Annotated in this window: 21 protein-coding genes and 1 tRNA gene; 11 read left to right on the top strand and 11 right to left on the bottom strand. The window is 61.2% G+C overall.

Annotated elements, in window-relative coordinates; translation table 11 throughout:
- Positions 1-230 precede the first annotated feature (230 nt).
- Positions 231-1,886, bottom strand: a complete 1,656-nt coding sequence (gene ettA / locus CEW89_RS08980; protein ID WP_096805670.1) for an energy-dependent translational throttle protein EttA — start codon at positions 1,884-1,886, stop codon at positions 231-233.
- Between the two features lie 139 nt (positions 1,887-2,025).
- Between ettA and CEW89_RS08975 the strand changes: the two genes are divergently transcribed.
- Positions 2,026-3,186 carry a hypothetical protein gene (locus CEW89_RS08975; protein WP_157779808.1) on the top strand — a complete coding sequence of 387 codons (1,161 nt, stop codon included), beginning with the start codon at positions 2,026-2,028 and terminating at the stop codon, positions 3,184-3,186.
- Positions 3,187-3,195: 9 nt separating this feature from the next.
- On the opposite strand, the gene CEW89_RS08970 is transcribed toward CEW89_RS08975, so the two are convergent.
- The gene (locus CEW89_RS08970) at positions 3,196-4,071 is read right to left on the bottom strand and encodes a helix-turn-helix domain-containing GNAT family N-acetyltransferase (RefSeq protein WP_096805668.1); all 876 of its coding nucleotides are present in this window, start codon (positions 4,069-4,071) and stop codon (positions 3,196-3,198) included.
- 120 nt (positions 4,072-4,191) lie between these two features.
- Between CEW89_RS08970 and CEW89_RS08965 the strand changes: the two genes are divergently transcribed.
- From CEW89_RS08965 to CEW89_RS08955, 3 genes are all read left to right on the top strand, one after another.
- Complete coding sequence (locus tag CEW89_RS08965) at positions 4,192-4,797, top strand: nicotinate-nucleotide adenylyltransferase (protein ID WP_096805667.1); 606 nt, start codon at positions 4,192-4,194, stop codon at positions 4,795-4,797.
- A 103-nt stretch (positions 4,798-4,900) separates the two neighbouring features.
- Positions 4,901-6,400, top strand: a complete 1,500-nt coding sequence (dacB, locus tag CEW89_RS08960; protein ID WP_096805666.1) for a D-alanyl-D-alanine carboxypeptidase/D-alanyl-D-alanine endopeptidase — start codon at positions 4,901-4,903, stop codon at positions 6,398-6,400.
- A 108-nt stretch (positions 6,401-6,508) separates the two neighbouring features.
- Complete coding sequence (locus tag CEW89_RS08955; protein ID WP_096805665.1) at positions 6,509-7,123, top strand: outer membrane protein; 615 nt, start codon at positions 6,509-6,511, stop codon at positions 7,121-7,123.
- Positions 7,124-7,190: 67 nt separating this feature from the next.
- On the opposite strand, the gene CEW89_RS08950 is transcribed toward CEW89_RS08955, so the two are convergent.
- Positions 7,191-8,639: a class I adenylate-forming enzyme family protein gene (locus CEW89_RS08950; protein WP_096805664.1), complete on the bottom strand. Its 1,449-nt coding sequence runs from the start codon at positions 8,637-8,639 to the stop codon at positions 7,191-7,193.
- An 8-nt stretch (positions 8,640-8,647) separates the two neighbouring features.
- Complete coding sequence (locus CEW89_RS08945; RefSeq protein WP_066706667.1) at positions 8,648-9,082, bottom strand: tellurite resistance TerB family protein; 435 nt, start codon at positions 9,080-9,082, stop codon at positions 8,648-8,650.
- 113 nt (positions 9,083-9,195) lie between these two features.
- Between CEW89_RS08945 and CEW89_RS08940 the strand changes: the two genes are divergently transcribed.
- Complete coding sequence (locus CEW89_RS08940) at positions 9,196-10,839, top strand: lysine--tRNA ligase (RefSeq protein ID WP_096805663.1); 1,644 nt, start codon at positions 9,196-9,198, stop codon at positions 10,837-10,839.
- A gap of 64 nt (positions 10,840-10,903) precedes the next feature.
- Here CEW89_RS08940 and CEW89_RS08935 read toward each other — a convergent pair whose 3' ends face one another.
- The gene (locus tag CEW89_RS08935) at positions 10,904-11,791 is read right to left on the bottom strand and encodes a CHAD domain-containing protein (protein WP_157779807.1); all 888 of its coding nucleotides are present in this window, start codon (positions 11,789-11,791) and stop codon (positions 10,904-10,906) included.
- A gap of 276 nt (positions 11,792-12,067) precedes the next feature.
- Here CEW89_RS08935 and CEW89_RS08930 point away from each other — a divergent pair, with 276 nt between their 5' ends.
- Positions 12,068-14,356, top strand: coding sequence for a glycosyl hydrolase family 28-related protein (locus tag CEW89_RS08930; protein ID WP_096805661.1), 2,289 nt, complete (start codon positions 12,068-12,070; stop codon positions 14,354-14,356).
- Positions 14,357-14,407: 51 nt separating this feature from the next.
- On the opposite strand, the gene CEW89_RS08925 is transcribed toward CEW89_RS08930, so the two are convergent.
- From CEW89_RS08925 to CEW89_RS08915, 3 genes are all read right to left on the bottom strand, one after another.
- The gene (locus CEW89_RS08925; RefSeq protein WP_096805660.1) at positions 14,408-14,905 is read right to left on the bottom strand and encodes a HugZ family pyridoxamine 5'-phosphate oxidase; all 498 of its coding nucleotides are present in this window, start codon (positions 14,903-14,905) and stop codon (positions 14,408-14,410) included.
- 98 nt (positions 14,906-15,003) lie between these two features.
- On the bottom strand, positions 15,004-15,888 hold the full coding sequence (locus CEW89_RS08920) for a type IV pili methyl-accepting chemotaxis transducer N-terminal domain-containing protein (RefSeq protein ID WP_096805659.1): 885 nt from the start codon (positions 15,886-15,888) through the stop codon (positions 15,004-15,006).
- 106 nt (positions 15,889-15,994) lie between these two features.
- On the bottom strand, positions 15,995-16,687 hold the full coding sequence (locus tag CEW89_RS08915) for a response regulator transcription factor (protein WP_198403528.1): 693 nt from the start codon (positions 16,685-16,687) through the stop codon (positions 15,995-15,997).
- A gap of 419 nt (positions 16,688-17,106) precedes the next feature.
- On the opposite strand from CEW89_RS08915, the gene CEW89_RS08910 reads away from it, so the two are divergent.
- The 3 genes from CEW89_RS08910 to CEW89_RS08900 all read left to right on the top strand — a co-directional run bounded on the left by CEW89_RS08910 (position 17,107) and on the right by CEW89_RS08900 (position 18,675).
- Positions 17,107-17,424, top strand: coding sequence for an antibiotic biosynthesis monooxygenase family protein (locus tag CEW89_RS08910; RefSeq protein ID WP_066706639.1), 318 nt, complete (start codon positions 17,107-17,109; stop codon positions 17,422-17,424).
- Positions 17,424-18,020, top strand: coding sequence for a rhodanese-like domain-containing protein (locus CEW89_RS08905; RefSeq protein WP_096805657.1), 597 nt, complete (start codon positions 17,424-17,426; stop codon positions 18,018-18,020). Before CEW89_RS08910 ends, CEW89_RS08905 begins: the two co-directional genes overlap by 1 nt.
- 109 nt (positions 18,021-18,129) lie before the next feature.
- On the top strand, positions 18,130-18,675 hold the full coding sequence (locus CEW89_RS08900; RefSeq protein ID WP_066706633.1) for an NYN domain-containing protein: 546 nt from the start codon (positions 18,130-18,132) through the stop codon (positions 18,673-18,675).
- 14 nt (positions 18,676-18,689) lie between these two features.
- Here the strand turns inward: CEW89_RS08900 and uvrB are convergent, their stop codons facing one another.
- Positions 18,690-20,885, bottom strand: a complete 2,196-nt coding sequence (gene uvrB, locus CEW89_RS08895; RefSeq protein ID WP_096805656.1) for an excinuclease ABC subunit UvrB — start codon at positions 20,883-20,885, stop codon at positions 18,690-18,692.
- A gap of 400 nt (positions 20,886-21,285) precedes the next feature.
- On the opposite strand from uvrB, the gene CEW89_RS08890 reads away from it, so the two are divergent.
- Both CEW89_RS08890 and CEW89_RS08885 read left to right on the top strand, forming a co-directional pair.
- Positions 21,286-21,597: an ETC complex I subunit gene (locus tag CEW89_RS08890; protein WP_066706626.1), complete on the top strand. Its 312-nt coding sequence runs from the start codon at positions 21,286-21,288 to the stop codon at positions 21,595-21,597.
- 71 nt (positions 21,598-21,668) lie between these two features.
- Positions 21,669-21,745 (top strand) — tRNA-Arg (locus tag CEW89_RS08885).
- 58 nt (positions 21,746-21,803) lie between these two features.
- Here CEW89_RS08885 and CEW89_RS08880 read toward each other — a convergent pair.
- Positions 21,804-23,360, bottom strand: a complete 1,557-nt coding sequence (locus CEW89_RS08880) for a GMC family oxidoreductase (protein ID WP_096805655.1) — start codon at positions 23,358-23,360, stop codon at positions 21,804-21,806.
- Complete coding sequence (locus tag CEW89_RS08875; RefSeq protein WP_198403527.1) at positions 23,350-24,069, bottom strand: FadR/GntR family transcriptional regulator; 720 nt, start codon at positions 24,067-24,069, stop codon at positions 23,350-23,352. Before CEW89_RS08875 ends, CEW89_RS08880 begins: the two co-directional genes overlap by 11 nt.
- Between the last annotated feature and the right edge of the window lie 12 nt (positions 24,070-24,081).

Below are 24,081 nucleotides of genomic sequence, written 5' to 3'. Positions count from 1 at the left end.
GCACTAAATGTGCGGGCCCTGGAATGAGCGCGGATGTGTTTCCGCATCTCCTGAAGTGTATTTAGCATTAGTGCTAATACCTTTCAATAGTATTACTTACCCGATTGGTGGGCATTTTTATGACATTCATGGGGCCATGCAAGCCCAAATATCATGCTTCAGGTGCGTGAGAGATGCCGCCTTTTTGCATGATCACGATCTCACGTTGCCCTGCAAAGATTTGCCCCTGCTTACCGACTAAACTTCTTATACTTCAGCCGCTTCGGCTCCAAGGCATCCGGCCCCAACCGGCGCTTCTTGTCTTCCTCATAATCCTCGAAGTTGCCTTCGAACCATTCCACATGGGCGTCGCCTTCAAACGCCAGAATGTGGGTACATATCCGGTCGAGGAAGAAACGGTCGTGGGAGATGACCACGGCGCAGCCTGCGAATTCGGTGAGGGCGTCTTCCAAAGCGCGGAGGGTTTCGACGTCGAGGTCGTTGGTCGGTTCGTCAAGCAGAAGCACGTTGCCGCCCGATTTCAACAGGCGCGCCATGTGGACGCGGTTGCGTTCACCGCCGGAGAGGACGCCGACTTTCTTTTGTTGATCGCCGCCTTTGAAGTTGAAGGCGGAGCAATAGGCGCGGCCGTTCATTTCGGCGTCGCCAAGCGCGATGATCTGTTGGCCGTCGGAGATGGCTTCGAACACGGTTTCGTTCGGGTCGAGATCGTCGCGGGACTGGTCGACGTAGCTGAGTTTGACCGTGTCGCCATATTCGACCGTGCCGGCGTCGGGTTCGAGCTGGCCGGTGAGCATGCGGAAGAGCGTCGATTTACCGGCGCCGTTCGGGCCGATGACGCCGACGATGCCGCCCGGCGGCAAGGAGAAGTCGAGGCCTTCGATCAGTTGCTTGTCGCCCATGTGTTTCGACAGGCCATGCACTTCGATGACCTTGGAGCCGAGGCGCGGGCCGTTGGGGATGACGATCTGGGCGCGGGTGATCTTGTCGCGCTCGGATTGCGAGGCGAGGTCGTTGTAGCGGTCGATCCGGGCCTTTTGCTTGGCCTGACGGGCTTTCTGGCCCTGCCGCATCCACTCAAGTTCGCGCTCAAGGGTTTTCTGACGGGTCTTGTCTTCTTTGGCTTCCTGTTCGAGGCGCTTGGCTTTTTGTTCGAGCCATGCGGAATAGTTGCCCTCGTAGGGAATGCCGCGGCCACGGTCCAACTCGAGAATCCAGCCGGTGATGTCATCGAGGAAGTAGCGGTCGTGGGTGACGATCAGGATCGTGCCTTTGTACTCGATGAGGTGCTGTTGCAGCCAGGCGATGGTCTCGGCGTCGAGGTGGTTGGTCGGTTCGTCGAGGAGCAGCATGTCGGGGGCTTCGAGCAGCAGTTTGCACAGCGCGACACGGCGTTTCTCACCGCCCGAGAGCGTGGTGACATCGGCGTCATCGGGGGGGCAACGCAGCGCCTCCATCGAGACGTCGATCTGGCTGTCGAGATCCCAGAGGTTCTGGGCGTCGATCTCGTCTTGCAGTCTGGCCATCTCGTCGGCGGTCTCGTCGGAATAGTTCATGGCAAGCTCGTTGTAACGGTCGAGGATCGCTTTCTTGGCGGCCACGCCCAGCATGACGTTGCCGCGCACGTCGAGCGAGGGATCAAGTTCCGGCTCCTGCGGCAGGTAGCCGACTTTGGCGCCCTCGGCGGCCCATGCTTCGCCCTGGAAGTCCTTGTCCATGCCCGCCATGATGCGCATGAGGGTCGATTTACCGGTGCCGTTGACACCGACGACGCCGATTTTCACGCCCGGGAGGAAGGAGAGGCGGATGTTTTCGAACACCTTCTTGCCGCCGGGGTAGGTCTTGGACACGCCGTCCATGTGGTAGACGTATTGATAGGCTGCCATTTGGGGGCTCCTTTGGGGGGAATGGTTTGGGCGGTGGTTTAGCGTGGGAAGAGGGGGGATGGCAATTAGAGACTCTGCTATGCTGCTCGACAATAATCGCTTACTAAGACGTAAATAACTTTATGGATTGGGGGCAGCGTTGGACAATCGTATTTACAGAATCCGTATTCTCCTATCGTCTCCAGGAAATTTGTCTGCCGATAGAGATGTCGTGTGCAAAGTTGTTGATAATATCAATTTGGATAGTGGAGCGCGAGAAAAGTTCCACGCTGAGCTTATTACATGGGAAACGCATACTCGCCCTTCCGTTGGTGAATATTCCCAAGCTGTTATCAATGAACAGTTTCCAAAAGACATAGATATTTTTGTCGGAATGATGGGTACATATTTTGGCACTCCCACGCCGAATTGGGGGTCGGGGACAGAAGAAGAATTTAGGATTGCCTTTGAAAGCCATAAGGCAAACGGTTTCCCAGACATTATGTTTTATTTCTCTAATGCTGTTACATCTTTGAGAGATGTTGACGCTGAGCAACTCGCTAAAGTTTCCGCTTTTAGGAAAGAGTTGGGAGAGTTGGGCGTTTACTACTGGCAGTATGATGATCAAACTGGCTTGATGCTGGATTTACATCGGCAATTAACGCAATCTATCATTGAGATAACGCGGGACAAGGAAACGGGTGCAGAAATCGGTGCTGCCCCAGATCAGTCGGCTTTGCTTTTGCCCAACTACGAGACTCTTATTGCAGAGAATGCACGAGTAGCAGTTGAGTTGTTGGTTGAGCGCGCGGTGCAGCACCTAGAAAGCCATACTTCTTGTCTGAAAGACATTACCAAGTCAGCGGAACTTCTTACCAGAAAAATAGGGAGTGCAACACGGAAGCTTAATAACGCCGCCAAACAAGGCAAAGTGAAGCTCGCAGAAAATGCGCATTTAGAGTTTTTTGATGCTCTAAAGAGCTACAGAAAAGATCTTTTCAGGCTTATTCCAAAGATGCGATCAGAGTTTGAAGCATCCATGCTGAGTCTACAGAGGGCATTGTTAATTCGGCGAGAAAACGGTTTGGAGCAAGAAGTTCCTGATGAGGGTGTCTTTGATGGCGCGAGGGGGATGTTGGATAGCTTGTTGAGCCTGCGTGAGATTGTTATTTCTACGAATGCCGTATTTGAGAGCCAATTCACTTCTTTGCCAGTATTTTCAACTCAATCTGAGATCATAGCTGCACTTCATAAAGACATTACTGTTTATGTTGATAGCGTTGAGCGTTTGGTTAAGAAGTTTTGCGAAGATTTTGAATGAGGTTCAGCCTCACACCCGCTTCTCAAAAAACAAATCCGGGTAGGGATCGTCATTGAAGCGCTCGATCTCTCTCCATCCCAACCGCTGATACAATCCCGCCGCTTCCGGCAGCGCTGAGTTGGTGTCGAGCCGGAGCGTGGTGATGCCCATTGCCCGCGCGTGGCTTTCGGCTTCGGACATCAGGCGTTTTGCCAATCCCAGCCCCCTTGCAGAAGGCGCGACCCAGAGGCGTTTGATTTCGGCGTAGCCTTTATCTGTGCCCTTGAGGCCGACGCAGCCGGAGGGCAGCCCATCGGACAAGGCCACGAGGAACACGCCACGCGGCGGGCGCATGTCGTCGCTGTCGAGGCGGGCGGCTTTGGCGGGGTCGAACCCCATGGCAAAGCGCGCGGCCAGTTCGGCGTAGTAGCTTTCGAGACAAAAGATGGCGGGGGCGCTGTGCGGATCGCTTTCCACAATCTCGATCCGGTCGCGGCCGAGTGCGGAGGCGATCAGGTCCATGGCGGCGAGGAGCGCTTCGGGATGCGGATGACGGTCCAGAAGCGCCTGCGCGCGGGTGTCGGAGAGGCTCTCGTAAGCGGCGTATTCACGCAGGCCCTCGGGTGTCAGGTGCGCGATGCGGCGGCGTTTGTCGGCGGGGTCTTCGGTGACGGTGGCGAGGCCTTCGTCCTCAAGACTGCGCAACAGGCGCGACAGAAGGCCGGTGTCGAGATCGAGGAAGGCGCGGATGTCGGAGACGGCGCGGCCGGAGGGGCCGATGGTATTGAGCACGCGGGCGGCGCCGAGCGGGCGGCCGCGGCCGAGAAAGCTCTGGTCCAACACGCCGGTTTCGGTGGTCACGGCGCGGTTGAAGCGGCGGATGCGGGCGATGGGCGAAAGGGTCATGGTGATGTCTGACTGAGGTCTGTTATTTCTTCTGACTTTAGTCAGGTGAAATTTGAAGTCAAGCAAGAGCGATTGACAGCCGTCCGGCTTGCCGCCATGCAGAACGCCATGCAAAGACCCATGCGATATGAGCTGCCTTATGCCCGCCCCGGTCAGGTGATCGGGCTTCTGGGGGGATCGTTCGATCCCGCTCACGAAGGCCATGTGCATATCACCAAGATGGCGCTGAAACGGTTCGGCCTGGATCGGGTGTGGTGGCTTGTGAGCCCCGGAAATCCGCTGAAAGAACAGGGGCCTGCGTCGATGGAGCGGCGGCTGTCCCATGCGCGGCAGATCATGCAGCACCCGCGTGTCGAAGTCACGGATCTGGAGGCCAGGACCGGCACGCGCTATACGGCGGCGACGCTTAAGGCGATCAAACGGCTTTATCCCGGTGTGACCTTCGTGTGGCTGATGGGGGCGGATAACCTTGCGCAGTTTCATCTCTGGCAGGACTGGCGCGAGATCATGGCGACGACACCCGTCGGCGTGATTGCCCGGCCCGGCAAGCGTGGGGCGGCGCGCAATTCGGTGGCGGCGCAGAGCTTTGCCCATGCAAAACTGGCGCCCGGCGCTTCGCGGCTCCTGGGGCGCTGCGGTGCGCCGTGCTGGTGTTTCATCAACGTGCCGATGTCGGATGCCTCCTCGACGGAGATCCGGGCGCGGGGCGGTTGGGTGCGGGGCTGATCCTCGAAAGTGTTGCGGGGAGCGAACGCCATGATTTCCCGTCTTGCCCGGATCGCCAAGCCGCGCTTAACTCGCGGCCATGACTGGACATGATTTTTCTCGAATGAACCGACGTAAGGCGCTTGGGCTCTTGTTGGGCGGCGCGGCTCAGGTCGTGGCGCAGGCGGCGGGGGCGGAGGGGCTGGTCGCCTCCGCGATCCCGAAACCGCGCCCGGCGGATCTTTATCGGCGCTCGATCCCCACGGGGGAGGCGCTGATCGCGGCGGCGGGGCTTTCGGGGGAGGTAAGCTATGCCGTGGCGGGGAGTGCGACGGGAGACCTGCATGAGGTGCATGAGCCGTTGCTGCGCCTGCCGCCTGCCTCGGTGGCGAAGACGGTGACGGCGCTATATGCGCTGCATCATCTGGGGGCGGAGCACCGGTTCGTGACGCGGGTGCTGGCGAGCGGGCCGGTCGTGAACGGCGTGGTGCAAGGCGATCTGGTGCTGGTCGGCGGCGGCGATCCGACGCTCGACACAGACGGGCTCGGGGTGCTTGCGGGCAAGCTGTGCGAGGCGGGGGTCACCGGGGTCAAAGGGCAGTTCTATGTCGACGATACGGCGCTGCCGCGGATTGCGCAGATCGACGGCGAGCAGGTGGAATACGCGGGGTATAATCCGACGATTTCCGGGCTGAACCTGAATTACAACCGGGTGCATTTCGAGTGGAAGCGGCAGGGCGAGGACTACAACCTCAAGATGGACGCGCGCGCGGAACGCTATGCGCCGGATGTGCGGATCGCGCGGATCAGCGTGGCCGCGCGCGATCTGCCGGTATTCGATCATGTCGCGGGGCAGGGGCGGGACGAATGGACCGTGGCGCGGGGGGCCTTGGGCAATGGCGGCGCGCGGTGGTTGCCGGTGCGGCTGCCGGGGCTTTATGCGGCGGAGGTGTTTCAGGCGGTGGCGAACGCACAGGGGGTGCGCCTGCCGCAGGGGCAGCGCGGGACGGTGAATGGCATGGGGAGCGGCACGGAACTGGCACGGATCGAGAGCGCGCCGCTCAGTGTCGTGGTGCGCGACATGCTGAAATATTCGACCAACCTGACGGCGGAGGCGATCGGGCTGACAGCGAGCAAGGCGCGGGGGCTGGCGCCCGCCACGCTTGCGGGGTCGGCTATGGCGATGAGTGAGTGGGCGCAATCGGCGCTGGGCATGCGGCATGTGGCGCTGGTGGATCACTCCGGGCTTGGCGGCGCGTCGAAAGTGACCACGGTGGATATGGTGCATATGCTGAGCGCCCCGGGGGTGGAGGCGACGCTTGCCCCGTTGATGAAGCCGATCCCGATGCGCGATGCGAAAGGCAATGTGATCCAGAACAGCCCGGTGAGCGTGCATGCCAAGACCGGGACGCTGGATTTCGTTTCGGCTCTGGCGGGCTATGTCGATGCGCCGGGCGGCGCGCGGATGGCCTTTGCGATCTTCGCCGCCGATGTGCCGCGCCGTGAAGCGGCGAAGGCGGCGGGGGCGGAAGAGCGTCCACAGGGCGCGCGGACGTTCAACACCCGCGCGAAGAAACTCCAGCAGGCGCTGATCGAGCGCTGGGCGGGGGTTTATGCGGGGTGAGAAGGCGCAACACCTCCCCGCGCCTTACGTTGCGACAGAGCTTGCCCGAAAGGCGGTTTCGGCGGTAAAATGGACCCATTGAAATTTATTTCATAAAGGGGGTGCATCATGGTGAACAAGGCGGTCAGTACGGCCATCGGTAGCGTGGTTTTCGCGAGCGGGGCCACGATGTTGGGGTTTGCCGCGCCGGCAATGGCGCAGGATTTCACAGGGTTCTATGCCGGTCTGTCCGGGGCTTTGCCGTTTGATTCGGAAATGACCTACAATTACAACCAGACGGATGACCTGTCCGGCGTCGCGCCGGGCTTCTTCACCGGCTACAACACCGATCTCGGCGGCTGGATCATCGGCGCCGAAGTGGCGTTCAACGGGGGCATGGATCTCGACGACATCGACGGTGCGGGCATCGACAACATGGTCGACCTGAAGGCGAAATTCGGTCGTGTCTTCGGCAATGCCTATGTCTACGGCATTCTGGGCTACAGCAAGGGCGATCCGAACACGGGGATCTACGGCGATTATGCCAAGGGCGTCGATGCGGAAGGTATGAACTACGGTCTCGGCGTCGAGACGATGCTGAAAGGCAATGCCTTCGTCGGTCTGGAATTGCTCAGCCGCGATCTCGAGGTGGGCGGTACGGTCTATGGTGGCGACGCCGATCCCTATTATGTCGGGATCGACAAGCTGACCACGGCCTCCGTGCGGGTCGGCTTCCGGTTCTGAGCGGGACGAAATTTCGACTTGAACGGGCCCTTCAGGGGCCCGTTTTGGTGTCGGGGCCAGGTTTTGATCAGGTGTTCGCCGCAAGCAGCTCCGTAAGGGTGCGGCGGTCGATCTTGCCGGTCGGGGTTAGCGGGAAAGCGTCGAGGCGCTGGGCGCGCAGAAGCGCGAGGCCGCGAAACCGCGGTTTGAGGGCCGCGGCGATTGCGGCGGGGGCGATCTCTTCAGGTGCGCGATAGGCCAGTGCGATGGCTTCGAGCCCATCGGCGCCGGTGTCGATCAGCGGTACCATCTGGCTGTCCGGGAAGGCCCGTTCAAGCAATTCGGCAATGTCTTCGAGCCGGTATTTGTTGCCACCGCAATTGACGATGTTCTTGACCCGACCGAGGATGAAATACTCCTCCCCCTCGCGCCGCATCAGATCGCCGGGCAGGAACAGCCCGTCATGGGTGAAACCCGCGCCGGACGCATCCGGCCCGCTCTGTCGGAGATAGCTGCGCATCTGCCCGGCGGGGCGGCGAAAGGCGATACGGCCCTCGGTGGCCTCGGGGTTGGGGGTAAGGCTGTCGTCGCAGAACAGGACCTCGAGATCGGGGCGCACCAACCGACCGACATGGCCCGGTGCTTGCGGCGTACCGGGACGATAGACGGCGCGGAAACAAACGCCGACCTCGGTCGAACCGTAGTCGATATGGAGCCGCGCGGTGGTGAGCTTTGCGAAGCGATCGAGCAGGGCAGGGCTGACCACCGCACCGGCAAAGATCGCATCGCGCAGGGAGGCGAGATATTGCCCGGCCTGGGGCATCTCGAGGATCTTCGGCACCATGCCCGGCGCGGTGGCCAGTGTGTCGATGCGATAGAGGTCGATATATTGCAGCAGCCTGTCGCTTTGGGCGCCGAGGCTGACGACGCTGCCGCCGCTGAGCAGGGTCTCGATATTGCATCCCGCCGCCCAGTTGGTGGTCGGTGCGAGAGTGGAGAGCAGGCGTTGTCCGCGTTGGGGATCGGTGCCGAGGCTCATGGCATGGGCCATGGCGACGCGCCATTCGGTCTCTTCGGCGATGACGAGTTTCGGCTGGCCGGTGGAGCCGGAGGACTGGAAAGCGTAGCGGGCGTTGTCCTTGCCCAAGCCGCGATAGTCGGCGCGTTGACGCAGCGGGGTGGAGAACCAACCCGGTTCGACCACGATTTGCGTGTCGCGGGGCAGGGCGGGATCGGGTTTGTGCACGAGGCTGAAATCGGGGATCAGACCGGCGTCCCGGCAGCGCAGCGTGGGGGCGACCGCGAGGGTCAGCCCGCGCAGGCTGGCGAGGAAGATCGCCGCGATGACGAATTCGGCGCGGCTGGTGTCGAGAGCAAGGGTGTGGCCGGGGCGCAGGCCCTTCATCGCCAGCGGTCCGTCGAGCCGCTGGATCAGGTCCAGCAGATCGGCATAGCTCATCTGGCTGGTTTCGGTGATCAGGGCGATCTTCTGCGGCTGCTCGGCGGCGATCTCCGCAAGGTCCGACATCAGGCTCATGGCGGGCCTCAGTTGATGGGATGCACCAGCATATACCGGGCTCGCGCGCCGCGCTCAATCGCGGCGGCGTGCAGCCGGTCGATGTTCAACTCATAGCGAATCTCTTCCAAGAGACGCAGCTCGGCCTCGTAGGTGTGGCCATCGGCGGCGGCGACATCGCAGGCCAGCGCATAAGCGGTCTCGTGGAGATACTCCGGCAGGTTGTCGCGAATGAGGCCGAAGAGCGCGTCGAGCCCGTCCTCTTCGGAGAACAGGTCGAAGACGGTGGAGGAGACCACCTTGATCCGGTCGGTGTCGTATTCTCCGAACACCGGCAGGTGATTGACGATATTCTCGATGGTGACAAGCTCCGCGGTGCGGATGTTCTCGTCGGACATGGACTGGGCGATCATCACGGCGACGAGACAGTCCTGCGGGGTCAGCGAATGGGGAATATCGTTCATTTTCTTGGCTCCTCATGGGGCATGTGCGGTCAAACAATATTGACGGAAGGGGGGAGGGGCAATAGGAGTTGCGCCTTGCGGGAGAGACCCGCGTGTTAAAAGGATTGCTGAAAATGACGGACCTGCGTGATGCCGGTATGAGCTCGAAAGCCTGGCCCTTTGAAGAGGCCCGGACTGTTCTCAAGCGGTATGAGGCATCCAAGGACAAGAAGGGCTATGTGCTCTTTGAGACCGGCTACGGTCCGTCGGGTCTTCCGCATATCGGGACCTTTGGCGAGGTGCTGCGCACGACGATGATCCGCCGCGCGTTCGAGGTGATCTCGGATGTGCCGACGCGGCTGATCTGTTTTTCGGACGATATGGACGGGATGCGCAAAGTGCCGTCGAACGTGCCGAACCAGGAGCTGTTGCACGAGAACCTGCATAAACCGCTGACCTCGGTGCCGGACCCGTTCGAGGAGTTCGAGAGCTTCGGCCATCACAACAACGCCATGCTGCGCCGGTTCCTCGACACGTTCGGGTTCGAGTATGAATTCTATTCGGCGACCGAGTTTTACAAAACCGGCCAGTTCGACGAGATCCTGAAACGCGCCGTCGAGAAATACGACGACGTGATGAAAGTGATGCTGAAATCCCTGCGCGAAGAGCGGCAGCAGACCTATTCGATCTTCCTGCCGATCCACCCGGAGACGGGGCGTGTGCTTTATGTGCCGATGAAATCGGTGAACAAGGACGATTATACGATCACGTTCGACGACGAGGACGGTCGCGAATGGACGCTGCCGGTCACGGGCGGGGCGGTGAAACTGCAATGGAAACCGGACTTCGGGGCACGCTGGGCCGCGCTCGATGTCGATTTCGAGATGTATGGCAAGGATCACTCGACCAACACGCCGATCTATGACCGGATTTGCGAGATCCTCGGCGGCAAGAAGCCGGAGCATTTCACCTATGAGCTGTTCCTTGACGCCAATGGCGAGAAAATCTCGAAGTCGAAGGGCAACGGTCTGTCGATCGACGAATGGCTGACCTATGCCTCGACCGAGAGCCTCGCCTATTTCATGTACCAGAAGCCGAAAACCGCGAAACGGCTGCATTTCGACGTCATCCCGCGGATGATGGACGAATATCATCAGCAGCTTCGCGCCTATCCGGGGCAGGATGCGGCGCAGAAGGCGGCGAACCCGGTGTTCCACATCCACGGCGCGGATGTGCCGCTGTCCGACATGGTGGTGCCGTTCTCGATGCTTCTGAACCTCGCGTCTGTCGCGGGTGCGGAAGAGAAAGAGCAGCTTTGGGGCTTTATCCAGCGTTATGCGCCGGAGGCGTCGCCCGAGGCCAACCCGCAGCTCGATGCGGCGGCGGGCTATGCGGTGCGCTATTACAATGACTTCGTGAAGCCGGAGAAAGTGTTCCGCGCACCGACCGCTCAGGAACGTGCGGCGATGGAAGATCTCAAGGCGGCATTCGGTTCGTCCGAGGTGGCTTTGGCCGCGATTGCCAGGAAGAACGCGGATATGGGCAACGACGAGGCGCTGCCGGAGGCGGATTTCGCGGATGGCGATTTCCTCCAGAGCATCGTTTTCGCGGTCGGCAAGAACCACGGGTTCGAGAACCTGCGCGACTGGTTCAAAGCGCTCTACGAGGTGCTTTTGGGCCAAAGCCAAGGTCCGCGTTTCGGGTCCTTCGCGGCGCTTTACGGCGTGACCGAGACCATCGCGCTGATCGACAAGGGGCTGTCGGGCGAACTTTCGTAAGCCTTGTTTCAGAGGTGTTTTCAAAGGGCTGCCCTCCGGGGTGGCCCTTTTCATATGCGGGGTTTCAGTTGGAATTGCGCCAGAGCCGGTACCAGATCGACCAGCGGCGCGACAGGGTCTCGGGCGTGTCGGCCAGAAGCCGTGCGCCATCGAGGAAGGCCTGTTTCTCAAGCATCTCGATGCGGTCGGTCAGACCCTGCTCCAACACCTTGAGCGGCGCTTTGGCAAGACCTGCGGCGCGGGCCTCTTCGCCCAGAACATGCAGGTCGTGATGTTTCCCCAAAAGCTCGCCCAAGGCTTCGGCGGCGGCGATATGCGCGGCCATGGCCTCCGGCCAGATCGGGGAAAGGATCTGGGCATGGTAGAAATGGTATTTCACATGTTTGCGCCAGGCGTGAAAATCCTCCGGCGCGCGGGTTTCGCGGGCGTGCTCCATCGCGTCGCGGGCCTCGGCATAGGTCTTTGACAGGCCGGGAAAGATCGCCCTGCGCCCGCTGTGCCGCAGGGACCACTGGGCGGAACTGTCCCGGAGCGCAGTAAGCGCCGCGCCGGTGTCGCGCAGAAGGGTCACGGACGGATCGCCATAGGCGGCATCGCGGCGCATCCCCAACTCCGTGAGGTAAGGCCCCAGAGGATCGTCGGGCAGGGCGGCATAATCCGCGACATGACCGAGTGTGTCACAGCGCACCTTGATGTCGCGCAGGGCGGACAACCCGCGCCCGATGTCGCGCAGGGCCTGATCGGCGGGTTTGAAGCCGTCGAAATCCGGACGCACGAGACGGATCAAACCGCGCATCTCCTTGAGACGCTTGCGAATGTCGTGCACGGCCAGCATCCGGGCTTCGGGCGTTACAGCTCTGGTTGCTTCGATGGCGCGGGTCAGACGATCCTCGGCGATGCGCCGGAGCGCGGCGCTCATGTCGGGGTCTTTCGGGCGGATGCGGTAGCTCATGATCACCTCTCTCGCCGACAATAGGACAGGATATGTGACCCGTCTATGACACCTGCGTCTTGACAGGCGATGTTGCGCGTAGAGGGCGGTGGGCGTCCGCAGGGTTAACAGCGTCGTTAGCCCCCTGAGATAGATATTTCGCATCTCAGGGCATATGCGCGCGCCTTGGGTTTCCATGACGAGACATTGCGATTGAGCGCGTCCGGGGCTCCGGAGGCGCGGGGTGCCGTCATGCAGATCGGTGCGCATCGGATTGAAGGATTGAAAGGGGTTCGGATGAACAAGGCCATAACAGATGGGCTGGTGCTGATGCCGCCGGCGTTCGAGAACGGTCTGGACGTTTGGTCCAGCGAAGACGGCACACCCGGCTCGGCGACCTATGACGGGGCGGCGAATGCCTCTCTTGTGGTGGCGGATGCGGAGTTCGGCAGTTGTCTCGAGATCGTCAAGAACGACACTCTGACCAAGCTGCGCTACATGGGCGAGACGCCGCTCGTGCCGGGGATGTATCTTCAGATCAGGGCGAAGGTGAAGGCGATTGCCGGCAACCTGCCGTCGGTGCGGATCGCCGGTTGGGCCGGGAACAGCTCGCTCGCTCATGTCGCCGGGCTGACCGAGATCGGCGCGGAGACGGTGCTCACCGCCTATGGCGAGGTGGTCGAGGTGACGGCCATCGTCGGCTCCGGTCACCGCGGCGGGGTCGACATGCCCTGGGGGCTTGAGCCGGTCTACGGTCATTTCGGGCTCGATCTGACGGGCGCCAACGGTGGCACGGTGCGGATCGACGATATCGTAATCGAGGATGTCTCCGAATGGTTTCTGGCCGACAGTTCCGGCTCGATCGACGTGCGCGATTACGGCGCTCTGGGCGATGGGGTGACCGACGATCACGAGGCGTTCAACGCCGCCAATACCGCCGCCGCAGGGCGTCGGGTGATCGTGCCGGAAGGCGTGTATTATCTCGGCGATACGGTTTCTTTCACCGAAGAGGTGACTTTTGACGGCACGGTGACCATGCCGGCGGCGAACCGCCTCGTGCTGCGCAAGAATTTCCACCTGAACGCCTATATCGACGCCTTTGGCGACGAGGTCGAAGGGCTGAAACGCGCCATTCAGGCGATGTTCTACTATACCGATCACGACAGTCTCGACATGCGCGGGCGGCGGGTCGAACTGGATCAGCCGCTGGATGTGGCGGAGATCACCGGGGCGACGTCGCTTGAGGTGCGCCGGGTGATCCGCAACGGCCAGATCACCACGGTTGCGTCGGGCAACTGGGACAATGAGGTGGCGACCTCTACGGCGAGCTATAGCGCGGCCTCGTCCAAGACGCTGAGCAATGTGGTGAATATCGCCAATATCAAGGTCGGCAGTCTGGTGACCGGCACCGGCGTCGGGCGCGAGGTCTATGTTCAGGCGGTGAATGTCGGCAACCAGTCGCTGACGCTCAGCCAGCCGCTTTACGCGCCGAATTCGAGCCAGACCTATACGTTCACGCGGTTTAAATACGTGTTCGATTTTTCGGGTCTCTCGAAACTGTCGCAGTTTCAGCTTTCTGACGTGGAGCTCCTGTGCAATGGGCGCGCCTCCGGGGTGATGCTCTCGCCGGGCGGCAACAATTTCCAGCTCCGCGACTGTCACATCAAATCGCCGCTCAATCGCGGCGTGACCTCGATCGGCGGCGGCTGTCAGGATCTGCACATCGACCGCTGTTCTTTCGTGTCGAACGAACAGACGGTGCGGGCGGAGGATCGGCAGTCGGTGGCGTTCAACATCAACTCGAACGACTGCAAGATCCGCGACAACCGGTTCCAGCGGTTCGGTCACACTGGCATCGTGTTTGGCAACGGGCATATGTTCGTCGGTAACCACTGGTTCCAGGGCGACGAGGACACCGACAGCCCGCGCATGGCGGGGCTGGTGTTCACCTATCCGAACGTGAAATCCATCGTGACGGGCAATTATATCGACAACTCCTTCATCGAGATGACGAACGAGCACGATGCCGCGCCGGATTTCTCGTCGGAATATTCCTTTGGCGGGCTGACCATCACGGGCAATATCTTCACGGTGAACGACGCGGCGAGCTATTTCTCCTGGATCGTGATCAAGCCCTATGGGCCGGGTCACTTCCTTCAGGGGCTGGCGGTGCAGAACAACGTGTTCAAATCGCTCAACGGTTTCATCGACCGGGTCGACAAGGTGGACACCACCTTTGCCGATCTTGCGTACAATTCGACGCGCAACGTGACCTTCGAGGGCAACACGTTCAACGGCGTGAGCAAGCTTACGATCAACCCGGTCTCGGCAGAATATTCGCAAAGCACGGCGTCGACCGACTGGGTGCTCGATCCGTCGGCCTATCTGCCGTTCGGCGGCTGGGCACGCGTGGTGGAGAGCCTGGTGTTCCGCAATGCGCTGACCGATGCCTCGGGCAATGCGGTGTCCGCGACGCCCTATGTGACGGTGAACTATGGCAGTTCGAACAACCAGATCCGGCTGACCTTCCCGCAGGCGGTGAAGGGCACGGTCAACATGATCGCCCGGATGGATCGGCCGATCTGAGGGCTGTCAGAGAAGAGGCGGAAAACCGGGCGGCTTTGGCGGCCCGGTTTTTTATGTCAGGCTCAGATCGTCCGGTGTGAGGCGATAGGCCTTGCCGAAGCCGCCGTTGAGATCGGCGGACAGGGGCATGAAACTGACAAATGTGAAATCCGCGAAATCTATGTAAAGCTGGGCTTTCGGGTGATGCGTGAGCCAGGCGGCACGATGTGCGGCATGCTCCTCGGTGCCGTGCGGGACGAAGCGGGTTTCGACTGCGACGGAGAGGCGCGGGAAGGCGAGCGGATCGCCTTTCGTGGGCGCTTCGCCCAGCAAAAGCCCGGCGCGCGGCGCGGCGCGCAGCGCTTTGGTATGGGCCGAGAGATCGGAGACCAGCGTCAGCCAGCCGTTGTTGCCCCCGAGGCCGAAGGCGATGCGAGTGACATGCGGGGCGCCGCTGTCGGGATCGAGCACGGCGAGGGCGGCGATGCGCGCGCTGCGGATCAGATCCTGCGCCATGGTGCGGGCCTCGGCATCGGTCGGGCGGATCGGGGAAGGTTTGTCCTCTGTCATGGCCCTTTGTTAGCGGGCAAAGCACGGGCTGGCCAGAGAAAACAGAGTTTTATAGTCAGGATTTGTATCGGCCCATCTGTGGACTGTCTACATCGGACTCAGAGTGCGGCGTAGCGTTCGACCGTGGCGTTCAGCTCTTGCAGGAAGAACTCTACGCTCACGGAAATCTCGTGCAGTTCCATGGGGTCGAGCCGCTCGACCTGCGCCGCTTCGAACAGGGTGACGAGACTGCTCCATTCCTGCCAGTGATTGAAATTGTCCAGCTCGATGTCCGCGGTGGGGGGCGGCGGCAACTGCATCTCCGTGGAGGAGAAGGTCAGGCCGAAAGCGGAGCTGTTGAACAGGGCGAGGGTCTGTTGCAATTGCGCCAGTTGATCCGGAGCGTCGGGGGCGGTGTCCGCCATTTGCAGCAGGCACACTTCCTTGCCCGCTTTCTGGATCAGCATGCGTTGTCGTCCGGCGATGTCGATCATCCGGCCCAGCGCCGGGTCGGTGTTCGTGGCTTGCGCCTTGTAGCGGGCATCGAGCTGTTGCACCAAGGCATTGGAGGCCTTGAGCAGTTCGAGGGACAGATCGGAGAGCGCGGCGTAATCGTCATAGTCCGTGAGTGTTCCGGTGTTGAACCGGTCGATCCCGGTCTCGAACTGTGACCAGATCTCCTCGATCCGGGCGAGGGTCGCAAGGGCTTCGGTCCCGGTCTCCGGCGAGAATTCCGCTGGCCCGCCACCGTCTTTCAGGGCCTTGAGCGAGCTTTTGAAGGTAAATTCCGAGGTCAGCAGGATTTTCTTGTTCGCCATGGCGTCGATGCCCAGCCCGGCATTGCACATGGCCCGCATCATGCGCTGACTCAGCATGCGTTGACGCCCGGCGACGTCGAGCTTGACCTGCAATTCCGTGTCGGCCAGCGCGGTCTGCGGCAGCAAAGGGGCGAGCAGTAAGAACAGGAGCAGGAGGCCGAGGAGACGCGACAGCAATCGGGGCATGGAGAGGCCTTTTCAGTCTTTGGTGCGATCTGGAGAGCAATGACTCGCGGGCAGATTACGTCAAAAGGTTTGACAGCCTCTTAATGGCGGCGCCCGGACATGCCGCTCAGGCCGCCTGTCGTGCGGTTTGCTCCGCCGCGATGCGGTAGCCCAGCCCCCAGACGGTTTCGACCAGCTCCGGGTCGCCGCCGCAGGTCTCGATCTGTTGCCGGATACGGCTCAGATAGACGTTGATGATGCGGGCGTCGGGCTCGTCGTCCCAGGCGTAAAGATGGTTCATCAGCGCCTCTCGGGTCACGAGGCGTTCGCGATGCAGCATCAGCATTTCGAGGATTTCATATTCCTTGCGCGTCAGTTGCAATGTCTTGGCCCCGACCGCGGCGGAGATGGTCTCGGTGTTGAGCACCAGAGTGCCGACCCGCAGTTCCCTGCTGGCATAGCCCCCGGTGCGGCGCACGGCGGCCTTGATCTTGGCGGCCAGCATGGCGGGCTGAACCGGGCCATAGATCACATCGTCCGCGCCCATGTCATAGGCCTTCTTGCGGGGCTCCCAGCTTGCGTCTTCGGTCAGCGCATAGATCGGCATCAAGGCGTCCTTGCGGCGCAGTTGTGCGATCAGTTTGAGCGCATTGAGGTCGGGCATGTCGAGGTCGAGCACGACAGCGCTCTGTTCGCCGAAATCGGCGAAATCCATCAATTCGCGCCCGTCGTTGACCCGGGTCACGAGCATCCCGGCCTCGGTCAGGCCGGTGGCGGCAATCATGGCGTTCCAGTTGGTTTCGGCAAGCAGCACACGCATTTCAATATCCTTTCGGGGCATCCCCCGACGCGGCATTCCTCTGTGTTGCGGTCGGGGAGTGGGTCCGTTCTGGACATTGTCCGGGCGCCGTTTTTTGCGCCTCGATGAGAGATGGATTGAATTTTAGCTAAACCGGATGGGGCTCTGGCAAGGATTTGTTATGGTTAACATCCTGAGAACGCGAGAAAATCGAAGGGACTCGGGGCGCCGGAAAAGAATGCGGCGAGGCTTGGGCAAAAGCGCGGTTTGACTTGGGAGAATGTCCGAAAAACTCTGGTTAACGGAGAGGGAAGACCCCGGGCGGCGTTTTGCGGAATGCGAAAGGACTAGCGGGGCGGAGGTGATTCTCCAAATCCGGACTGGCTAAAATGCGAGACAGTCTTACACTGGCGACATTGGCTCAGATCAGGGAGGAGACGATGCCGGTTATTTCACAGGACACGACCTGTCAGACGGTTCTGACGACATTCGAGACGACGCCCGGCGTGGCGCAGGATCTGATGGAGGCGTTGCAGGCGGCCTATGCGGAGGTGATCTCGCAACAGCCGGGGTTCATTTCGGCGGCGCTGCATATCAACGACGCGCAGACAAGGATTGCGAATTATTCGCAATGGCAGCGGCGCGAGGATTATCAGGCGATGCTGCGCACCGAGGAAATGCGCAAACGCAACCGGGTGATCAACGGCATGTGCAAGTCGTTCGAACCGGTGATGTATGACGTGGAGGGGGTCTATTGATGCGTTTGGCTTTGGTTTTTTCGATGATGGCCTTTGGGTTTGGCGGAGCGGCACTGGCCGATCCGGTGGGGATCACGCCGGATATGATGTCGGCGACGGTGGAGACGCCCGCAGGCCCGGTGGAGATTTCGCGGATTCAGGACAATGCCAACGAGGTGAGCGGCGTCTGGGCGCAGACCTCGCGGCCCTGCCCGAATTTCTGCATCCAGCCGATGACGCCCGCCGAGGGCGTGACCACGATCGGCGAGCTTGAGCTGATCGCGATGTTGCAGGACCCGGATGCGATGGTGCTCGACAGCCGGGTGAAACCGGATTTCGACGGCGGCGCGATCCCCGGCGCGGTGCATATGCCCTACACAGAAGCGGCGGACCGGCTGGGCGAGCTGGGCTGTGAGCCGGATTTCGAAGGCTTCATCTGCGAGGGCGATCAGGTCAAGACCGTGGCGCTTTATTGCAACGGGCCATGGTGCGGCCAGTCGCCAACGGCCGCGCGGCGGATGATCGAGGCGGGCTTTCCGGCGGAGAAGATTTTCTATTACCGCGGCGGGATGCAGGTCTGGCGGATGCTGGGGCTGACGGTGGTGGTGCCGGAGTAGTTTCGCAAGCTGAGAATTTTGTTTGGTGACTCGGGGCGTGGAGACTTGTCTCTATTGCCCCGGGTCTTCATATTTTGAGCGATTATGACGGTGTCGAAAGTGTTTTCAGGTGTTTGAAAAAATTTACGCTCAGGAATGGTTTCAACTCTTCATACAATACGGGCTTGAATATTGGCAGGTTCTGTTTGCCTTTTTGCTCGCTGCCCTGCTTTTTGCTGGGACTCTGAACCTGTTTCGCAGGCGCGAACCGCTTGTCGTCTTCGATGGTTCGAACATCCTGTATTGGAACAATGAGGTGCCGGATCTGAGAACCGTGCGCTCGGCGGTCGACGTCGCGCGGGCAAAGGGCTATGCGCCGATTGTCTGGTTCGATGCGAATGTCGGTTATCTGGTATCGGACGGCTATCTTGGGCCGGTTCGACTGGCGCGCGCGCTGGGCCTGCCTGCGCAACAGGTCATGGTGTCGCCGAGCGGCACGCCCGCCGATCCGTTGATTCTGCGCATGGCGCAACGGCGAAAGGCGCTGATCGTGACCAACGACCGCTATCGGGATTGGCAGGAGGACTTTCCGATCCTGCGAAAAGGCAGTTTGCTTGTCCGCGGCTACTGGGCGCGCGGGCGGGTTCAGTTGAAGGATTTGCCGACGTTGAGGTAGGTCGTAGGGGCGGGCTACTTCCTCTTCCCCCGACCAGCCTTGCCGCCCCGCATCCCGGGTCTCCCCGCCGTCGACCGCCCGCTTTTCGCCTTCGCATCCGCCACGGCATCGTCCACCGCCGATTGCCGTGCGAGCGGGTCGTCGTGCAGCACCAAATCGACGGTTTCGAGCCGTTTGATCTCGTCCCTGAGCCGCGCGGCTTCTTCGAATTCGAGGTTTTCGGCGGCCACGCGCATGTCGGTTTTGAGGCCTTCGAGCACGGCCTGAAGGTTCTGGCCCGCCGCAGGCCGGTCGATGGTGGCGGTGACGCGGTTCATGTCCACGTCGCCCTGATAGAGCCCCGCCAGAATGTCATCGACGTTCTTCTTGACGGTCTGCGGCGTGATGCCGTGTTCCTCGTTATAGGCCATCTGTTTGGCGCGGCGGCGGTCGGTTTCGTCCATAGCGCGCTGCATCGAGCCGGTGATCTTGTCGGCATACAAAATCACCCGCCCCTCGGCGTTGCGCGCGGCGCGGCCGATGGTCTGGATGAGCGAGGTCTCGGACCGCAGGAAGCCTTCCTTGTCGGCGTCGAGAATGGCGACGAGGCCGCATTCCGGGATGTCCAAACCTTCGCGCAACAGGTTGATGCCGACGAGCACGTCGAAGGCCCCGAGACGCAGGTCGCGCAGGATCTCGATCCGTTCAATCGTATCAATATCGGAGTGCATATAGCGCACCCGCACGCCCTGTTCGTGGAGGTATTCGGTGAGATCTTCGGCCATGCGTTTGGTGAGCGTGGTGACCAAAATCCGCCGCCCCAGCTCGGTCATCCGTTTGGCCTCGTCCAACAGGTCGTCCACCTGCGTGTCCACCGGGCGGATTTCCACCACAGGGTCCAAAAGGCCCGTCGGGCGGATAATCTGTTCGACAAAAACACCGCCGGATTGCTCCAGCTCCCAGTCCTTCGGCGTCGCGGACACAAACACCGATTGCGGCCGCATCGCGTCCCATTCCTCGAATTTCAAAGGCCGGTTGTCCATACAGGACGGCAGGCGAAAGCCATGCTCCGCCAGCGTGGATTTGCGCCGAAAGTCGCCCCGGTACATGCCGCCGATCTGCGGCACGGAGACGTGGCTCTCGTCGGCAAACACAATGGCATTGTCGGGGATGAATTCGAAGAGGGTGGGGGGCGGTTCCCCCGGCGCGCGGCCCGTCAGATAGCGCGAATAGTTCTCGATCCCGTTGCAAAAACCCGAGGCCTCCAGCATCTCAAGATCGAAATTCGTGCGCTGCTCAAGCCGCTGCGCCTCAAGGAGTTTGCCCTCGTCGGTGAACTTGATGAGCTGTTGTTTCAGCTCCTTCTTGATCCCCGCAATGGCCTGCCGGATCGTCGGCTTGGGCGTCACATAGTGGCTGTTCGCGTAGACCCGCACCTGTTCGAGTGTGTCGGTTTTCTTGCCCGTAAGCGGGTCGAATTCCGTAATGCTTTCAAGCTCTTCGCCAAAGAACGAAAGCTTCCACGCCCGGTCTTCCATGTGCGCGGGCCAAATCTCCAAACTGTCGCCCCGCACCCGGAACGACCCGCGATCAAAAGCCGTGTCGTTGCGGCGATATTGCAGCTCGACGAGATCGGCCATCAACTGCCGCTGGTCGTAGTCTTGCCCCATCATCAGGTCGATCGTCATCGCCATGTAAAGCTCGGGCGAGCCGAGGCCGTAGATGCAGGACACGGAGGCGACGATGATCACATCGTCACGCTCCAACAGAGACCGCGTGGCGGCGTGGCGCATCCGGTCGATCTGTTCGTTGATCTGGCTTTCCTTCTCGATGAAGGTGTCGGAGCGGGGGACATAGGCCTCGGGTTGGTAATAATCGTAATAGGAGACGAAATATTCGACGGCATTTTCCGGGAAAAAGCCTTTGAATTCGCCGTAAAGCTGGGCGGCCAGCGTTTTGTTCGGGGCAAGAATGATGGCGGGGCGTTGGGTCGCCTCGATCACCTTGGCCATGGTAAAGGTTTTGCCCGTACCGGTCGCGCCTAAGAGAACCTGATTGCGCTCGCCCGCCTCAATGGCCGCCGAGAGCTCCGCGATGGCGGTCGGCTGGTCGCCGGAGGGCTCAAAGGCGCTGTGCATGACAAATTTCTTACCGCCTTCGAGTTTCGGGCGGTGTTTCAGCTCCTTCGGCGGGTCGGTCATCAGGCGCGGGTCCATGGCGGCTCTTTCCATCGGCTGGTCTTTGGGGGTGGTTAACAGATGATCCCTTTTTGTTCACCTTTCAAGTCTTGCGGGCAAGAGGGCAGGGGTTAACAAAGGGTTACTACTTTAAGGTGAATTATTTTCTATTTTTTACAACCATTGCGATATTTCCCCTTGTGTCGCGACCGTGTTCGGGCCTAATCTGTCATTGCAAGCAGCAGAAAAGACTGACCCGGCTGGCCGTGTACCACCCACCCCACCCCTCGCTCCCACACAGCCGGTCGGGCAGTCACCCTAAACGATCCCGATCCGCCCGCCTTGATCCACATGGCGGGTTTTCTTATGGTTGAGACCCGCAGGGATGCGTGAAGGGCTTGAAACGCTGTGCGGAAACGGGGATAACCGGCGCAAGGCAAAAAGGAGTCACCCGATGCGCGCTCGTATCTATCAGCCCGCCCGCAATGCCATGCAATCCGGGCAAGGCAAGACCAAGCAATGGCATCTCGATTATGCGCCGGCCTCCGCGCGTGACATTGATCCGCTGATGGGCTGGACCTCGTCGCATGACACGCAAACGCAGGTGCGTCTGAAATTCGACAGCAAGGAACATGCGATCGCCTATGCCAAGGAGCATGGCATCGAATATGTGGTGCAAGAGCCGCACAAACGTCAGCACAACGTGCGTGCGGGCGGTTATGGCGAAAACTTCGCCACCAACAGACGCGCGCCCTGGACTCACTGATCCGGCGCGATACGCTTTGAGACGGCGCCGGTTTTACGGCGCCTCTTTTATGGCCGGAGCGGCCCAAGCGCGGTCCCTTAGCTCAACTGGATAGAGCAGCTGACTTCTAATCAGCAGGTTTGGGGTTCGAGTCCTCAAGGGATCGCCACTTCTCGCGAAAATCTTCACTTTGCGGCGCTGAAGCTGCGTCTTTTCAGGTCGCGGTGTCAGCCGAGACGCGCCGAGGCGAAGCTTTCCGCGATGGCCATCACGGCGGCGTGGATCGGGCCGGCGGTGATTTCCGGGATGATCGAGGCATCGACGATCCAGAGGTTGTCGAGGCCGCGCATTTTCAGATTGGAATCGACAATGGCCGCACCGTCAGCCCCCATCCGGCAGGTGGCCACGGGATGGTGATGGGTGATCGCGGCCATGGCGATGAAAGCATCCATCGCGGCTTCGTCGGTCAGGTCTCCGGGCGTGGGCTGAACTTCTTCGGCGATCCAGGGAGCAAGCTCGGCGCTTTGACCGATCTTGCGGGCACGGTCGAGCGCCACGCGGAACAGATGCCGGTCGCGTTCTGTTGCGAGGTAATTCGGGTCGATGGTGACGGGATCGGAAAGCTCCGGCCCGGTGATGGTCAATTCTCCGCGGCTGGTCGGGTTGGTGACGCCGAACAGAAGGGTGAAACCATGGCCCGGTTCGGGCGCGTTGTCGAACATCTCCGAGGCGCTCGGGGCGACGACACAGCCGACGACGATGTCGGGGCGGCCTTCGGTCTGGGTCGGATTCTCGGCCTGATAGCTGAGCGATTCCGAGATTTGCAGCTTGGACGGGATGATGTCCCTGGCGGCGCGGTAGATATTGCCCGCAGCGAGCAAGTGATCGTGCAGGTTCTTGCCGATCTCGCGCCGTGCGATCAGGCAGTCGACACCGGCCTCGGCCAGCCGCTCCGGGTCTCCAATGCCAGAGCGCATCAGGGTCGTCGGGCTCCCGATGGCGCCGAGGGAGAGGATGATCTCATCGGCCTCATAGCGCAGAAGCTCCGTGCCGTGATGCACTTCGGCGGCGACCGCGCGCGTGCCGTCGAGGATCAGACGCCGCACGGGGGCCTGTTCGACGATGGTGAGGTTCGGACGCGCCAGAACATCGGGCGTCAGCCAGGCATCCGCCGTGGTCACGCGTTTGCCGTCGCGGATCATCAGGGCGTTGGGCGCGGTGCCGATCAGTTCTTCGCCGCAATGGTCGCGCAGACGCGGCATGCCAAGCGCCACCCAGCCTTTGATATAGTCCTTCACCAAAGGATGGCTCTGGGTCTCGTCGGGCAACATGATCGGCATCGGGCCGTCACTGGAGTGCAGGGCGTCTTCGGGGATGTTCCAGGTCTCGGTCGCCTTGAAATGCGGCAAAAGCCCGTCATAGCTCCAGCGCGCATCGCCGGACAGTTCGGCCCAGCGGGCAAAGTCCGCGCGATGGCCGCGGACATGGAACATGGCGTGCAGGTTGCTCGACCCGCCCAGCACACGGCCCCGGGCCCAGCGATGTACGCGGCCTGCGGTGCCCGCCTGCGGTGTGGTTTCGAAATCCCAGTCGAACTCGCGGCCCTGGATAAAGGGCCACATGTCGGGTTTCGCAATGTCGGGGTCTTTTGCCCATCCGCCGGCTTCGAGGAGTGTGACCTTGACACTCGGGTCGGCACTCAGGCGGTTGGCGAGGATGCAGCCGGCGGAGCCGCCGCCCAGAATGAGGATGTCGCTCCTCAAAGCGTCAGAGTCATGCGGCATCGCCCGGTCTCAATCCAAGTCCCATGAGTTTGCGTTGGGTGCGTTCGAGATGGTCGAACATCGCCCGTTCGGCGGTGGTCGGATCGCGCGAGGCAATGGCTTCGGCGATCTTCTGGTGTTCAAGGTCGCGGGCTTTCACCCGTTCGACCGTGGTGTTTTCGTCGCTGTCCGCATCGGTGAAGCGCAGGCGGGCGTCGTTTTGAACCCGGTGCAACAGGATGTGAAGCTCGGAGGCGAGGCTGTTGCGCGAGCCTGCGGCGACGGCACGGTGGAAATCCTGATCGGCCTGCGCGGGGCTCAGATCGGCGGGGGAATGCGCGGTGCGCAGGATCTGGGCGATCTCGTCCGGCGAGGCACGGAGCGCGGCCAAACGGGCCAGTGCGGGCTCGATCATCAGGCGCATTTCCATGACTTCGAGAGGGTTGGTGGATTGCACCAGCCGCGCGCTGCTGGGCGGCGTGGGATTGGTGTCGGAATGCGCCCGGCGCCCGCTTTTGGCGGAGGTCAGCTCGCCATTGTCGCGCAGCACCTTGAGCGCCTTGCGCAGGCTGTGGCGGGAGACCTGAAGCGTGTCGGCCAGAACGCGTTCGGGCGGCAATTCATCAGAGGTCTTGAGCAGGCCGCGCAGATGCTCCAGCAGGTCGTCGACCATGGCCGACTTGTCTGTCCGAGGGGCCGCGTCGCGTTTTGCCCCCTGTGCCGATGACATATCCCCGCTCAT

Origin of the sequence: Celeribacter ethanolicus, assembly GCF_002407265.1 — a bacterium.
Lineage (GTDB): Bacteria > Pseudomonadota > Alphaproteobacteria > Rhodobacterales > Rhodobacteraceae > Celeribacter > Celeribacter ethanolicus.
This window is presented reverse-complemented; position numbering and strand designations above follow the sequence as displayed.